Annotated in this window: 14 protein-coding genes; 7 read left to right on the plus strand and 7 right to left on the minus strand. The window is 64.9% G+C overall.

Annotated elements, in window-relative coordinates; all coding sequences use genetic code 11:
• Positions 1 to 4: 4 nt before the first annotated feature.
• From DFP89_RS04050 to DFP89_RS04075, 6 genes are read right to left on the minus strand one after another with little or no spacing between them, the layout of a single operon-like run.
• Positions 5 to 1135 carry a CaiB/BaiF CoA transferase family protein gene (locus tag DFP89_RS04050; RefSeq protein ID WP_114348114.1) on the minus strand — a complete coding sequence of 377 codons (1131 nt, stop codon included), beginning with the start codon at positions 1133 to 1135 and terminating at the stop codon, positions 5 to 7.
• Positions 1132 to 2268, minus strand: coding sequence for an ABC transporter substrate-binding protein (locus DFP89_RS04055; RefSeq protein ID WP_114348115.1), 1137 nt, complete (start codon positions 2266 to 2268; stop codon positions 1132 to 1134). The genes DFP89_RS04050 and DFP89_RS04055 overlap by 4 nt, the downstream gene beginning before the upstream one ends.
• On the minus strand, positions 2261 to 2842 hold the full coding sequence (locus DFP89_RS04060; protein WP_114348116.1) for a MaoC family dehydratase: 582 nt from the start codon (positions 2840 to 2842) through the stop codon (positions 2261 to 2263). Before DFP89_RS04060 ends, DFP89_RS04055 begins: the two co-directional genes overlap by 8 nt.
• Positions 2843 to 2887: 45 nt before the next feature.
• Positions 2888 to 4177, minus strand: a complete 1290-nt coding sequence (locus DFP89_RS04065) for a TRAP transporter large permease (protein WP_114348117.1) — start codon at positions 4175 to 4177, stop codon at positions 2888 to 2890.
• On the minus strand, positions 4174 to 4629 hold the full coding sequence (locus tag DFP89_RS04070) for a TRAP transporter small permease (protein ID WP_181870240.1): 456 nt from the start codon (positions 4627 to 4629) through the stop codon (positions 4174 to 4176). The genes DFP89_RS04065 and DFP89_RS04070 overlap by 4 nt, the downstream gene beginning before the upstream one ends.
• Positions 4630 to 4640: 11 nt before the next feature.
• Complete coding sequence (locus DFP89_RS04075) at positions 4641 to 5621, minus strand: C4-dicarboxylate TRAP transporter substrate-binding protein (RefSeq protein ID WP_114348119.1); 981 nt, start codon at positions 5619 to 5621, stop codon at positions 4641 to 4643.
• A 134-nt stretch (positions 5622 to 5755) separates the two neighbouring features.
• Between DFP89_RS04075 and DFP89_RS04080 the strand changes: the two genes are divergently transcribed.
• The gene (locus tag DFP89_RS04080) at positions 5756 to 6214 is read left to right on the plus strand and encodes a MaoC family dehydratase (RefSeq protein WP_114348120.1); all 459 of its coding nucleotides are present in this window, start codon (positions 5756 to 5758) and stop codon (positions 6212 to 6214) included.
• Positions 6215 to 6291: 77 nt separating this feature from the next.
• On the opposite strand, the gene DFP89_RS04085 is transcribed toward DFP89_RS04080, so the two are convergent.
• Positions 6292 to 7083 (minus strand): IclR family transcriptional regulator, encoded by a 792-nt coding sequence (locus DFP89_RS04085; RefSeq protein ID WP_181870241.1) that lies wholly within the window; start codon positions 7081 to 7083, stop codon positions 6292 to 6294.
• Positions 7084 to 7142: 59 nt separating this feature from the next.
• Here DFP89_RS04085 and DFP89_RS04090 point away from each other — a divergent pair, with 59 nt between their 5' ends.
• From DFP89_RS04090 to tssC, 6 genes are all read left to right on the plus strand, one after another.
• Complete coding sequence (locus DFP89_RS04090; RefSeq protein WP_114348121.1) at positions 7143 to 8300, plus strand: CaiB/BaiF CoA transferase family protein; 1158 nt, start codon at positions 7143 to 7145, stop codon at positions 8298 to 8300.
• A gap of 176 nt (positions 8301 to 8476) precedes the next feature.
• A complete protein-coding gene (locus DFP89_RS04095) occupies positions 8477 to 9049 on the plus strand; it encodes a DUF6931 family protein (RefSeq protein ID WP_245948588.1) in 573 nt (190 codons plus the stop codon).
• A 6-nt stretch (positions 9050 to 9055) separates the two neighbouring features.
• A complete protein-coding gene (gene tagH, locus DFP89_RS04100; RefSeq protein ID WP_114348123.1) occupies positions 9056 to 10231 on the plus strand; it encodes a type VI secretion system-associated FHA domain protein TagH in 1176 nt (391 codons plus the stop codon).
• 30 nt (positions 10232 to 10261) lie between these two features.
• Complete coding sequence (locus DFP89_RS04105; RefSeq protein WP_114348124.1) at positions 10262 to 11599, plus strand: type VI secretion system protein TssA; 1338 nt, start codon at positions 10262 to 10264, stop codon at positions 11597 to 11599.
• Positions 11600 to 11667: 68 nt separating this feature from the next.
• Entirely contained in the window at positions 11668 to 12192 is a 525-nt protein-coding gene (tssB, locus tag DFP89_RS04110) for a type VI secretion system contractile sheath small subunit (RefSeq protein ID WP_114348125.1), read from the plus strand.
• Complete coding sequence (gene tssC, locus DFP89_RS04115) at positions 12192 to 13682, plus strand: type VI secretion system contractile sheath large subunit (RefSeq protein ID WP_114348126.1); 1491 nt, start codon at positions 12192 to 12194, stop codon at positions 13680 to 13682. The genes tssB and tssC overlap by 1 nt, the downstream gene beginning before the upstream one ends.
• The last annotated feature ends 29 nt before the right edge of the window (positions 13683 to 13711 follow it).

Raw genomic sequence — 13711 nt, forward strand, 5'->3', positions numbered from 1 at the left:
GCGCCTAGTGGCGGGCGAATTCCTTGACGATGCGCGCGCGGTCGGCCCCCAGACCGGGGGCGGCGCCGCCAACGGCCAGTGCCGCGCCACCAATCCGAAGCGGACCGCGCACGGTCCGAAGATTGCCGATGTCCTGCACCATATCCAGTTGCCGGAACGCGGCGCTGTCGATCAGGCCGGGCCAGTCCAGCACCTCGGCGCACCAGATGTCGGCAGGTTGCAGGATCGCCAGCCATTCGGCGGTGCTGCGCAGGGGTGTTGCCTCGGCGATCAGCGCCTTGATGGCGTCGCGGTCGCGGATGGCGCTGGCCGGATCGTCGCCGCATTCGGTCAGTGCCGGAATGCCCATCAGCCCGGCCAGCCCGGAAAGCGAGGGCACCATCGCCAGCGCAAGCCAGCCGTCCCGGGTCGGATAGACGCCATAGGGCGCGCCGATATAGGCATGGGCCCCGTTCACCCCGGCGCGGTCGGGCAGCTTGCCGCCATCATTCAGATAGGTGGTCAGCACCTCGAACTGGAACGAGACCAGCGCCTCGATCAGCGAGGTCTCGACATGGGTGCCGGTCCCGCCGCGCAGGGCGCCGACCAGCCCGGCCAGGATGCCCTGCACCAGCGCCTCGCCGGCCAGCATGTCGGCCGCCGCCAGCCCCATCGGCATTGGCGGATCGTCGCGGCTGCCGGTCAGCCACATCAGCCCCGAGCGCGCCTGCGCCAGCAGATCCTGCCCCGGCAGCGCTGCCCAGTCGGTCGGCCCAAAGCCGGAAATCGAGCCATAGACCAGTTTCGGATTGATCTGGCGGACGTCCTGATAGCCCAGGCCCTGCCGCTCGATCACGCCGGGGCGAAAGTTCTGGATCATCACATCCGCGCCTTGAATGATCTCTCTCAGCAGCGCGCGGTCATCGGGGTCGCGCAGATCGGCGGTCAGGCTTTCCTTGCCCCGGTTGATGGCGTGAAACAGCGTATTCTCGCCCCCGACCGGGTCCGAGATGTAGAGGTTGCGGCAGGGATCGCCCGCGCCCGGACGTTCGACCTTGATGACGCGCGCGCCCAGATCGGCCAGTTTCAGCCCGGCGAAGGGCGCGGAAAGATACTGCCCGACCTCAAGGACGGTGATGCCCTCCAGCGGTCTCATGCGCAGCTGTCCCGATAGGCGGCGTCCAGCGCATCCAGCGTCGCGGGGATGGTCGCCTCGCCGCGCAGGCAGGCATGGACGATGTCGCCGGCGCGGTCCTGCAGGCCCATATAGCCGTCATAGCGCGGCCGGACCCATGAGGTTTCCAGCGTCTCGCGGGTATTGGTCAGGAAATTGCGGCAGGCGGCGTTGCAGGCCGGGTCCTGCCATGCGGCGGCATGGCCGGGCTGGCCGCCGCTTTCAAAGAACAGCCCCTTTTGGCAATCCGCCCCGGCGATCCAGAAGGCATAGTCCACCGCCACGTCGCGCGCATTGCAGGCGGCCGATACCGCGATGCCGGTGCCGCCCAGCACGGTGCCGCGCGGACCATTGTCGCCAAGGCCGGGCGCGTCGGCAAAGACCAGCGGAAAGCGGCAATAGCCGTCGCGGGAATAGTTCGTATAGCCATAGCCAAAGGGCGAATAGGCGGGCGCGTCTGCCGTCCGGCCCATCCATTCATAGATGCCGATCGGGTCCAGCACCAGGCAGCGCGGGTCCATCAGCGCCACGATTTCGCGCATGTGTTCCAGCACCTTGGTGCCGGCGTCGCGGGCCAGCAGCTGCTCGGGGTTCTCGGCGATGGCGGCCAGATCGTTGCGCGCAAGCCCGAAGAAGGTCATCAGCGCATTGATCGGGATCAGCGCGAAACCGACGCGGCCCTGACGGGCCAGATCCAGCACCTGATCCCAGCGGGTGGGCGCGGCCTCCAGCAGATCGGGGCGGTAGCAGGCGACCGGGGTCGCCGCGTCGATGGCCAGCCCCCATTGCCCGCCGTCAATGGCATAGGACGGGTGCGAGGCCCCGACCGATCCGGCCGCCAGCGCCGCCAGTTCCGCGTCGCGGCCCTGGGCGGCGAAATCGACCAGATGCCCGGCGCGGGCCACCTCGCCGACATGGGGATGGTCGATCACCATCAGGTCGTATTCGCCCGCCATGTCGCCGATGGGCCGGTCGGCAAAGGCCTGAAGCGAGCGCTTTTCCCAGGTGATCGTGACGCCGGGATGGGCGGCCATATAGGCAGCCGAGGTCGCGACCATCGGGTCATAGCCGCGGGCGTGATCCCAGGTCATGCCGCGCAAGGTGATGTCAGCCATGGGTCTTCTCCTTTTCAGCGGCTTTTCGGGCCAGCCGGGTTTCGGCCTCGGCGCGGAAAGGGGCGGGGTCGCGGTAAAGCGCGGTCATCAGGTGCTCGGCGTAAAGCACCAGCTCGCCCTCGCCCTTGTAGACCGAATAGCTGACCCGCACCTTGCCCTGCCTGGTGTCGTGGATTTCCTTCGAGAGGTTCTCGCGGATCGTGTAGATGGTGTCGCCGATGAAGACCGGCGCGATGAAGCGCAGCCGGTCATAGCCATAGGAAAACGAATTCAGGCAGTTTGTCGCCGCCAGCCCAAGCCCGTAGGAAAACACCATGGCCCCTGCCACCAGCCGCCGCCCGAAGGCGCCCTCATGCTCGGCAAAGGGCTGGTCGCTGACATAGGGGTGATGGTCCATCACCAGCGAGTTGAACAGCATCGACTCGCCCTCGGAGATGGTGCGCCGGATCGAGCGGATCCTGTCGCCCGGTGCGAAATCCTCGAAATACCAGTTCTCGGCATTCCAGACCGGGATTTCGGCATGGGCCTGCGGCAGCCCCGGCAGGCCACGGGCATGTGTTCCGATATCGGCCATGTGATGGCTCTCCTGTAGGTGTTCTTTGGGGGGGTGGCCGGGTCCTTAGGACCCGAACACCAGATCGGGCAGGAACAGGGTGATGAAGGGCACGAAGGTCACCAGAACCAGCGCGACCATCATCGCGGCGAACAAGGGCAGGCCCTTTTTGGTGAAGTCTCCGACGCTGACCCCGGTGATCGAGCAGGTCGTGTACATCAGCGTCCCGACGGGCGGAGTCACCCCGGCAATGGTCAGGTTCAGCACCATGACGACCCCGAAATGCACCGGATCGATGCCAAGCTTGGTGATGACCGGAACGAAGAGCGGCGTCAGGATGATCAGCGCTGCCCCGCCCTCAAGGATCATGCCGACCACGACCAGCAGCAGGTTGATCAGCAACAGGATCATATAGGGGTTTTGCGACAGCATCAGCATCGCATCCGCCAGCTTGCTGGGCAGGCGTTCCCATGACAGGAAAAAGCCGAAAGCCTGCGCCGCGCAGATGATCAGCATGATCACTGCCGTGGCAATCGCCGCCTCGGTGAACATCGCGGGGATGCGGCGGATCGGCAGGGCGCGATAGACGACCAGCCCGATGAACAGCGCATAGCAGACCGCGATGGCGCCTGCCTCGGTCGGCGTGTACCAGCCAAAGCGGATGCCGCCCAGGATGCCCACCGGGATCAGCAGACCCCAGCCCGCATCCAGCGTCGCGCGGCCGCGCTCGGCCCAGCTGGCGGGGACATCGCGGGACGGCGGATAGCCCTCGGCGCGGCTGATGCGGCCGACGGCGACCAGCAGCAACCCGCAGATCAGCGCCCCCGGCACCAGCCCGGCGACGAACAGCCGCCCGATCGAGACATCGGCCAGAAAGCCGTAAAGGATCAGCCCGATCGAGGGCGGGATGATGGCGGTGATGATGGCCGAGAATGCGGTGACGGCGGCAGAGAACGCCTTGTCATAGCCGCGCGCGGTCATCTCGGGGACCAGCACCGTGCTTTGCATCGCGGCATCGGCATTGGCCGATCCGGACATGCCGCCCATCAGCGTCGACAGCAGCACGTTGACCCGCGCCAGCCCGCCGATCATGTGGCCGACCATGGTATCGGCCAGCTTCATGATGCGCCCGGTGATGCCGGCCTCGTTCATGACGACGCCCGCAAGGATGAAGAAGGGGATGGCCAGCAGCGGAAAGCTTTCCGTGGCGCTGACCAGACGCTGCACATAGGTCTGGACCGGCACGCCGGCGCCCCCCATGAAAAAGACCAGCGCTCCGATGGCCAGGCAATAGGCGACCGGCGCATTCAGCACCATCAGGATCCCGAGGACCAGGAAAGGCAGGATCTCGGTCATGGCTGGCCTTTCAGCATGCGGATGGCGTCGCGCAGGCAGCCCACCGCGATCGAGGTGAAACCGACAAAGACGGCGACATGGACGATCGACGAGGGCAGCCGCATCACCGGCGTCGGCCGGTTATAGCTTTTGATGCCGATCTGGACGGCCAGCCAGGCGATATAGGCCAGCGCCACGGCCAGAAACAGCGACACGCCGATGGCGATCCAGCGCTGCGCTGCCTGCGGCAGCCGCGCTGTCACCAGATCGACACCGATATGCAGGTGCTGGCGCGCGCCCGCGGCCGCGCCGACAAAGACGATCCAGGCAAAGCCAAGCGTTGCCAACTCGCCCGACCAGACGGCGGGGCGGGGCGAGACATAGCGCGCCATCACCCCCCAAGACACGGCGACAAAGACCACCGCCAGTGCCGCCGCCGCAACATGATCTTCCCAGTTCCTGAGCGCCCGCATGGCCTTTGCCCTCAGTTGTCCAGAATGGCGCGGACGGTCTCGTGCAGACCCGGCGTCCATTTGGGGAACTTGGTATAGACGACCTCGGTCGCGGCGCGGAACGCATCGGTATCGACGTCATCGACAAAGGTCACGCCCGCCCCTTCCAGATCGGTGCGCAGGGTCGTTTGCGATTCGGTCACCAGATCGGCCATGTACTTGCCGGCATCGACCGCTGATGAGGTCAGCACCTGTTGCAGTTCGGGATCCAGCGCCTGGTAGACGTCCTCGTTCAGGATCGGGCCTGAAAAGGCGATGAAATGGTTGGTCATCGAGACGGTCTTGGCGCTTTCGTATAGTTTCGAGCCCCAAAGCGACGACAACGGCGCCTCGGCCGCATCGACCACGCCCGAGGCAAGACCGGAATAGACCTCGGGCCAGGCCAGCGTCTCGCCACGCGCGCCCAGGGCGGCGAAGGTCTCGATCCACATCACGTTCGGCGGCACCCGGATCGACACGTTCTGCAGATCGGCCGGGGTGCGGATTTCCTTGTTGGTGATGATCTGGCGACCGCCGAACAGCCAGTTCAGGGTCAGCACGCGGATGTCGTGATCGGCGGCGATCTGGTCCGAGATTCCGGCATACCAGTCGCTGTCCAGCAGTTTCTGGAAATCGGCCGGTTCGTTCAGCAGATAGGGGCCGTTCAGGATGCCGAAATCGGGAACGTAGTCCGACAGATAGCCGGGATCCGAGATCTGCACGATGGGCGCGCCCATGCGCACCTGCTCATACATGTCGATGTTCGAGCCAAGCTGGCCGGCCGGAAACACCTCGACCGCGATCCGTCCGGCCGAACGCTCCTCGACCAGTTCGGCAAAGCGTTCGGATGCCAGATGCATCGGTTCGGTCGTCGACAGCACATGGGTCACGCGCAGCGTGAGTTCCTGAGCCTGAGCGGCGATCACGGGCAACACGGCAAGGGCCGCGGCCAGGGGCAACGCAGCAGTTTTCATGAGTCTCTCCTCCACATGACGGTGCGGCCCCTTCCTCCTCGGATCGGGTCCTGCTGGCGGCTGTATGGCGGATTATATTTCACTTGTCAAATTAATTTCTATATATGAAATGTCATGCAACAAGAGGAGGCATCATGGAACACGTGCGTTTCTACGAGGATTACGTGGTCGGCGAGGCTCGCGAGACCTTTGGCCGGACCATCACCGAGGCCGACATGGTCTTTCATGCCGGTCATTCCGGAGATTTCTTTCCGCATCACATGGATGCCGAATTCTGCAAGACCCAGCCGTTCAAGCAGCGCATTGCCCATGGCACGATGACCTTTGCCATCGGCATCGGACTGACCGCGACCGAGATCAATCCGCGTGCCTTTACCTATGGTTATGAGCGGTTGCGGTTTCCCAAGCCGGTCTTTGCGGGTGACACGATCCGCTCGACCGTGACCATCGGGCGCAAGGCCGAGGACCCCAAGCGCCCCGGCCACGGGCAGGTGGTCGAGATCGTCGAGACCAAGAACCAGCGCGGCGAGACGGTGATGTATTGCGAACATATCCTGTTGGCCGAACGCCGCACGCCCGCCAGCCCGGCATGACCGGGATGGCGGCAAGGGCATGGCTGACGCAGGGGTTCAGGCGGCGGGATGCCGGTTTTGCGAATCGCGTCCGGGGATCAGCTCTTTGCCGCGCCGCCGCCCAGCCCGCGGCTCAGCGCGGCGGCGGCCTCGATGACCGCCTCGCGGCAGATGTCGAAGCTGATCGGATCGCCGTAACGTTCCAGATGCGGGATTGTCAGCGCCGCCGCCGCATGGCCCGAATGGTCAAAGACCGGCACGCTGATATTGACGATGCCGCGCACCACGAAACTGTCGCGGGTCTCATGGCCGGTGGCGCGGATACGGGCCAGCTCGGCACGGACCTCGTGTTCGGTCAGGTTCGCGGGCATCGGGATGCGGGTGAAATAGTCGCGCAGGACGTCCTCGGGCTGATAGGCCAGGATGACCCGGCCCGACGAGGCGCGCCACAGGTCGATCTTGGCCCCCAGCCGGACCGACATGTTGTTGTTGCCGGGGCTTTGGACCTGTCCGATGACCAGCACGCTGTCCTCGGACAGGATGGCCAGATGCGTGGACTGGTTCACCTTGCGGGCCAGCTGCTGCATGATCGGCGCCGACAGCGTCGTCAGCCTGCGGATCGGCGGGGTGCGATGCGCCACCTCGAACAGCAGCGTGGTCAGCGCATAGCGGTCGGTCAGCGGGTCCAGCGCCACATAGGCGCGGTCCTGCAACACGACCAGCATCCGGAATATCTCGCTGACCGAACGGTCAAGCCGCCGCGCGATCTCGGTCTGGCTCAGACCGGCCTCTTCGGTGGACAGCAGCTCAAGGATATCGAGCCCCTTCTCAAGCGCCGGAGCAGAGTACTTTTTCGTCGTTTCGGCGAGCGAGTCGTCGGGTTGCCGCACCTTGCACCTGTTACGCTGTCGGGGATTGCGGCTTTTACAACCAAAATGGACCAAAGCCAATGACCGACCCTGATTCTGCCCCGCTTTCCGGCCTGCTTGTCGTCGATCTGAGCCAGTTCCTGGCCGGGCCATATGCCGCGTTGCGGCTGATGGATCTGGGCGCGCGCGTCATCAAGATCGAGCGCCCCGAGACGGGCGACCTGACCCGCAGCCTTTACCTGACCGATACCGAGATCGGCGGCGATTCGACGCTGTTTCACGCCATCAACCGCGGCAAGGAAAGCCTGGCGCTTGACCTCAAGGATCCGGGCGACCGCGCGGCGCTGACCCGGCTGATCGCGCGCGCCGACGTGCTGATCCAGAATTTCCGCCCCGGCGTGATCGAGCGTCTGGGCTTTGACTGGCAGACGGTGCGGCGGATCAATCCGCGCCTCGTCTATGGCAGCATCTCGGGCTATGGCGAGGACGGACCATGGGTGGATCGCCCCGGACAGGATCTGCTGGCGCAGGCGCGATCCGGGCTGATGTGGCTAAGCGGTGATGCAAGCGACGCGCCGGTGCCGATGGGGCTGGCCGTGGCCGACATGTTCGCCGGCGCGACGCTGGTGCAGGGGCTTTTGGCGGCGCTGGTCCGGCGCGGCGTCACCGGACGCGGCGGCCTTGTCCAGACCAGCCTGCTCGAGGCGCTGGTCGATCTGCAATTCGAGGTGCTGACCACGCATCTCAATGATGGCGGGCGGCGGCCCATGCGCGCGGCGCGGGGATCGGCCCATGCCTATCTGTCCGCGCCCTATGGGGTTTACCGCGCCGCCGATGGCTGGCTGGTCATCGCCATGATGCCGGTGCCCCGGCTGGCCGATCTGATGGGATTGCCGCTTGAGGAACGCTGGCGCGACGATCCGCGGACCTGGTTCACGGATCGCGACCGCATCCGCAGCCTGATCGCCGCCAAGATCGCGCAACGTCCGGTCGCGGATTGGCTGGCGCTGTTCGAGCCGGCCGATATCTGGTCCGCGCCAGTGATGGATTGGCCCGATCTGCTGACCCATCCCGGCTTTACCGGGCTGGGTCTGCTGCAGGACCTGCGCGGCGCCGCGCGCGATGTGACCACCACGGCCGCGCCGCTGCGCATCGACGGGGTGCGGCCGCATTGTGCGACGCCCTCGCCGCGCATCGGCCAGCACAGCGCCGCGATCCGGGCCGAATTTGGCCTGTGACGCTGCGCCGAACGCGGCATCCGCCGTAACGATCGGCATTGCGAAATCCGGCCGCTGAGCACAAAACGAAGTTAAGGTTGCACCTTCCGGCCCGGGAACTCATATTCCCGGCATAGTATAATGATGTCGATTGCAAGCAATCACGTTGACCAGAACGGCAAAGGATGACTTCGAACGTGGCCGACGACACGACCAGACCCCCGCGGCGAATGCTGCGCGATGCGCAACCGGCCGAGCTGTTCAGCGCGATTCCGCAATTGGGCGATCTGGTCAAGCTGCGCCCCCGCCCGGACGAGGACGGGCTGGTTTTTCTGGCCCGGCTGCGTGCCTCGACCACGCCGGAAGAGGCGGTGACCTATACCGCCTTCGCCGCCTTGCCGGGCGCCGCGACTGGCTGGGGCTATGAATGCCTGCGCCTGATGGCCGATCATCTGCAGCCGCAGGAACGCCAGACGATGCAGCGCATCGCGACCTGGCTGGCCGAACCCTCGATCCGGCAGCGCCACGAGATCATGCGCGAGGCGCTTTGGGCGCCGACCCGCAGCCCCTCGGTGCTGCTGGCGCTGGCGGTGGGCTGGTCGACCGGCGGTCCCGCCCCGAACGACCCCGAGCGCGCCCCGGCCCACAAGACCCCCGTGGCGCTGAACAGCGCGGTGCTGTCCTGCCTTGCGCGGGCGCAACTGTCGCGCCGGTCCTATTATCTCGCCCGATTCCTCGATATGGCCGAGGCGCTGTTTCGCGCCTATTGATGTGACATGACCCTGACCCTTCAGATCGAAAACTTTCACGTGCTGGACGATGGCGGGCCGGTCAGCATCCTGGTGCCGGAAACCGGCATTCAGGTCGGCCGCCGCTCGGGCATGAACTGGGTGCTGCCAGATGCCAGCCGCTATATTTCGGGCCATCATTTCGACGTCGCGCTTGAGGACGGCAAATGGTGGCTGCATGACCGCTCGACCAACGGCACCTTTCTGCAAGGGCACCGGCACCGGCTGGACGGCCCGCATGCGCTGCATCACGGCGACCGCTTTCAGGTCGGCCAATATGTGATCGTGGCGCTGTTCGACCTGCCGCAGGGCCACGCGATGACGCCCGGATCCTTGCCCGAGCATCGCATGGACAGCCCCGTGGACGAGCCGATGACCGATGATCCGTGGTCGGTCGGCGCGGTCCATGCCCCGATTGAGGTCTATCCGGTCGAGATCGCCCGCCGTGGCCCCGATTTCGCCCGCGATTTCGTACCCTTCCCGACGGTGCCGCCGACAGCCCCCGCGCCGGCTGCGGCGCCCGCGCCGCAACCCGCCCCGGCCCCTGTCCCGACTCCGGTGCCGGCGGCCGCCAGCCAAGCCGACCCGTCGGCGGTGCTGCGCGCCTTTTGCGAAGGGGCGGGGCTTTCGATCGAATATGCCAAGGATGTCCCGGCCGAGGATCTGGCCCGCAATCTGGGGCAGGCGCTGCGCGCCACGACCACGCATATCATGGCCGCCTTGCAGGACCGTGCGGCGGCGCGCCATTTTACCCGCGCGGGCGAACGCACCATGCGCGGCGCAACCGACAACAATCCGTTGAAATTCCTGCCCGATGCCGAACAGGCGATGGATGCGCTGTTCCTGCGTCCGCGCGCCGGCTTTCTGACCGGGGCCGACGGTTTCGATGCGGCGCTGTGGGACCTGCGCCGCCATCAAAGCGCGCTTTTCGCGGCGCTGCAGCCGGCCTTGCTGGCGCTGGTCGAGGATCTGGACCCCGGCAGGATCGACACCGAGGTCAAGGGCGCGGCCCTGATGGGCAATCGCAAGTCGCGCACCTGGGATGAGTTCGTGACCCGCTGGGACGCCAAGACCGCCAGCGAAAACGGCATGCTTGACGAGTTCATCCGCCTGTTCGCGCAGGCCTACCGCAAGGCCCATGACCGCGAGGGGCTTCCCGATTAGGCGCGGCGCCGCCGCAAATGAGGTCACGATTTGTCTGCATTCAACCTGCTTGAGCCGATTTCGCCCGACAGCCCCTGCGGCCCGGATCTTGAGCGTCAGGACGACCCGGATTTTCTGGACTACTATTTCGAGGCGGAATCGCGTCTGCCGGAACGCTATTTCACCCCCGGCCTTGCGCAGGACGGCCGCGAGGATCGCCAGTTCGATCCGCGTTCGGTTGATCTGGCAGCGGAAGCCAGCGCGATCAATGGCTTGCTGCAACGATCGCGCGATTTGCGGCTGCTGAGCCTGCTGGCACGCTTTCAAGTCCTGGCCGGCCGGCTGGAGGAATTTTCGGCCACGCTCGAGGATATGGCAGCGCTGATGGCGCAATGGCCTGACGAGCTGCACCCAAGGGGCTCCGAGCGCCGCGCGGCCATTGATTCGCTCAACAGCCAGCCCGCCGTGGTGATGCCGCTGCTGCATTTGTCCATTCTGCCCAATTCCGAAGTGACGCTACGTCGCTTCATGGTTGTTAACGGCAAGGCGGCGGCGCGCGCCTCGGAACGCGACCTTGAGGGCGCGGATTTTCTGGGCCCGCTGCGCGCCGAAACAAATCAACGCGCAGTTGTGGCGGCCCATGAGCGGCTGACCCGCGCCGCCGATGCGCTGCACCGTATTCAGCGGCTGGCGGCCAGCCATCCCGAGGCGCCCTTGCATCTGGATATGGGGGCGCTGAAGACCGCGATTGCGGATATGCAGGCGATGATCGCGACAGCCCGGCCCGAGCTGCAACCTTGGTCCGCCAGCGCCCTGCCGCCCGAGCCGGAACCCGAACCCGAGACCCCCGCACCGGGCGCGATCCAGCTGCCGCCGACCGCCAGCGCCGCCTTGGCCACCTCAACTGCACCGCTGAAGATCGCGAACCGCGCCACGGCCTCGGCAGCGCTGGATGTGGTCCGGGGCTGGCTTGCGGCGCAAGAGCCGTCCTCGCCGGCGCTGGTTCTGGTGGCGCAGGCGCGGGCGCTGATCGGCAAGCCGCTGGTCGAGGCGATCGAGGTCCTGATGCCGCGCGAGGCGGCGGGCGCGACCCTGCGGATCGGGCAGGGCAGCCCCTTCGTTCTGCCCATGGACCGGCTCAAGGCGCTGACCCAAATCGGGCTTGAAGGGCAGGGGGCCACTCCTCCTGCGGCTGTAGAGCTGCCGCCCATCACCCAGCGGTCGGAACTTGTCGCTAAATTACTTGAGGTTGAACGCTATTTCGCAGCCTGCGAACCGGCCAGCCCGGTTCCCTTGCTTCTTGCCAAGGCCCGTGAAATGCTCGACAAGCGCTTTGACGCTATTATCGCTGAATTGCTGGCTTCCCCGGCGCAAACCGGTCAAGCCTGATCGACGTTTTGGGGAATTGACTTGGTGGAAGTTTTAAAGTTTGCCTTGCGCAGTGGAGGAATAATCTGATGGCCTCGGACAAGTCGACCGATTTTCTCAAACGCAATCGCCCGCCCCGGGTGAACATCTCGTACGAAGATCCTTACGATTCGGAAAAGATGGTTGAACTGCCCTTCGTGCTGGGCGTGATGTCCGATCTGTCCGGTAATGCTTCGCAAGTCGAAAAGCCCGACATGGAAGAGCGCGACTTTGTCGACGTCACCGCAGCGACGCTGGACGACTATATGAAAAGCATCGCGCCGGGCCTGTCCTTCAATGTCGAGAACAAGCTGGGCGGCGAGGGCGACAGCCGCGTCGGCGTGTCGCTGAATTTCGAAAGCATGGACGATTTCAACCCCGCCGCGGTCGCCCGCCAGATCCCGGCGCTGAAAAAGCTGCTTGAGGCGCGCCAGCACCTGGCGAACCTGCAGCGCTACATGAATTCCAAGCCCAAGGCCCAGGACCAGATCCGCAAGCTGCTGAACGACCCCGAGTTGATGGCAGCGCTGGCCGAACGGGAACAGAAGAAATCGGCTGACGGAGAGGATAGCTGATGGCGAAGGAAACACAGGCCCGGGCCGCCGAGGCCACAGCCCTTACCGGCCTGGACGAGTTCTCGGACATTCTGAAACAGACCATCAAGCCGCGCACCGATATCGCCGCCAAAGAGGTCGATAACGCCGTCATCGCCCTGGTGCGCGAGGCGCTGGACGATGAAAGCCTGATCGCCGAGGACGTGATCGACACCATCGACGCGATGCTGTCGAAGCTGGACCAGAAGCTGACCGAACAGCTGAACGCGGTCATCCATAACGAGGAATTCCAGAAGCTGGAATCCTCGTGGCGCGGGCTGGCCTATACGGTCAACAACTCCGAGACTGACGCCTCGCTGCGCGTCAAGGTGATGAACGTCTCGAAGAAAGAGCTGCAGCAGTCGATGCGCCGCTATCCGGGCGCGAAATGGGACAAATCGCCCCTGAACATGCGCGTCTATGAGGCCGAGTTCGGCACGCTGGGCGGCAAGCCCTTTGGCGCGCTGATCGGCGATTATTATTTCGACCACGGCACGGCCGATGTGGCGCTGCTGCGCGACATCTCGAAAGTCGCGGCGGCCGCGCATGCGCCCTTCCTGTCGGCGGCGGCACCGGAACTTCTGGGCATGGACAGCTGGAACGAGCTGTCGACGCCCCCGGACCTGTCCGAGATCTTCGACACCCCCGATTATGCGGCCTGGAATGGCCTGCGCGATTCCGAGAATTCGCGCTATGTCGCGCTGGTTGCTCCGCGCGTGCTGGCGCGCGAGCCTTACGGCCAGAACTCGAATTCGGTGGTCGAGGAATTCAATTTCGAGGAAGAGACCGACGGCCACGAGGGCAAGAAATATTCCTGGATGAACGCGGCCCATGCCATGGCCGTGAACATCAACCGCGCGCATAAGGAACATGGCTGGACCGTGCAGATCCGCGGCGTGCAATCGGGCGGCGAGGTGCTGAACCTTCCGACCCACAACTTCGATAGCGGCGACGGCTCGAAGGATCTGAAATGCCCGACCGAAGTGTCGATCACCGATCGGCGCGAGGCAGAGCTGTCCAAGGCCGGACTGATCGGCCTGATCCATCGCAAGCATACCGACAAGGCCGCCTTCATCGGCGCGCAGACCCTGTATCGGCCCAAGAAATACGTTGATGAGCAAGCGACTGCTTCGGACAATATGTCCTCGCGGTTGCCCTATATTTTCGCGGTGTCGCGATTCAGTCATTATCTCAAGTGCATGGTGCGGGACAAAATCGGGCAAAGCCCCGACCGCCTGCAATTGCAGACCCAGTTGCAAACCTGGATCAACAAATATGTATCCGGGAATCCCGAAAGCGCGACCGAGCGCGAGAAGGCAAAGAAACCCTTGGCTGGCGCCAAGGTTGAAGTGGTGGAGGACGAAGAGAACCCCGGTTACTACATGGGGAAATTCTATCTGAAACCGCACTTCCAACTCGAGGGCATGGATGTTGGCATGTCGCTCGTATCCAAGCTGCCCAAGGGCAAGTAACTTTTTGAATAGTCTAGCGTAATCAAGGA

It is taken from the genome of Paracoccus lutimaris, assembly GCF_003337565.1.
Classification (GTDB): Bacteria; Pseudomonadota; Alphaproteobacteria; order Rhodobacterales; family Rhodobacteraceae; genus Paracoccus; species Paracoccus lutimaris.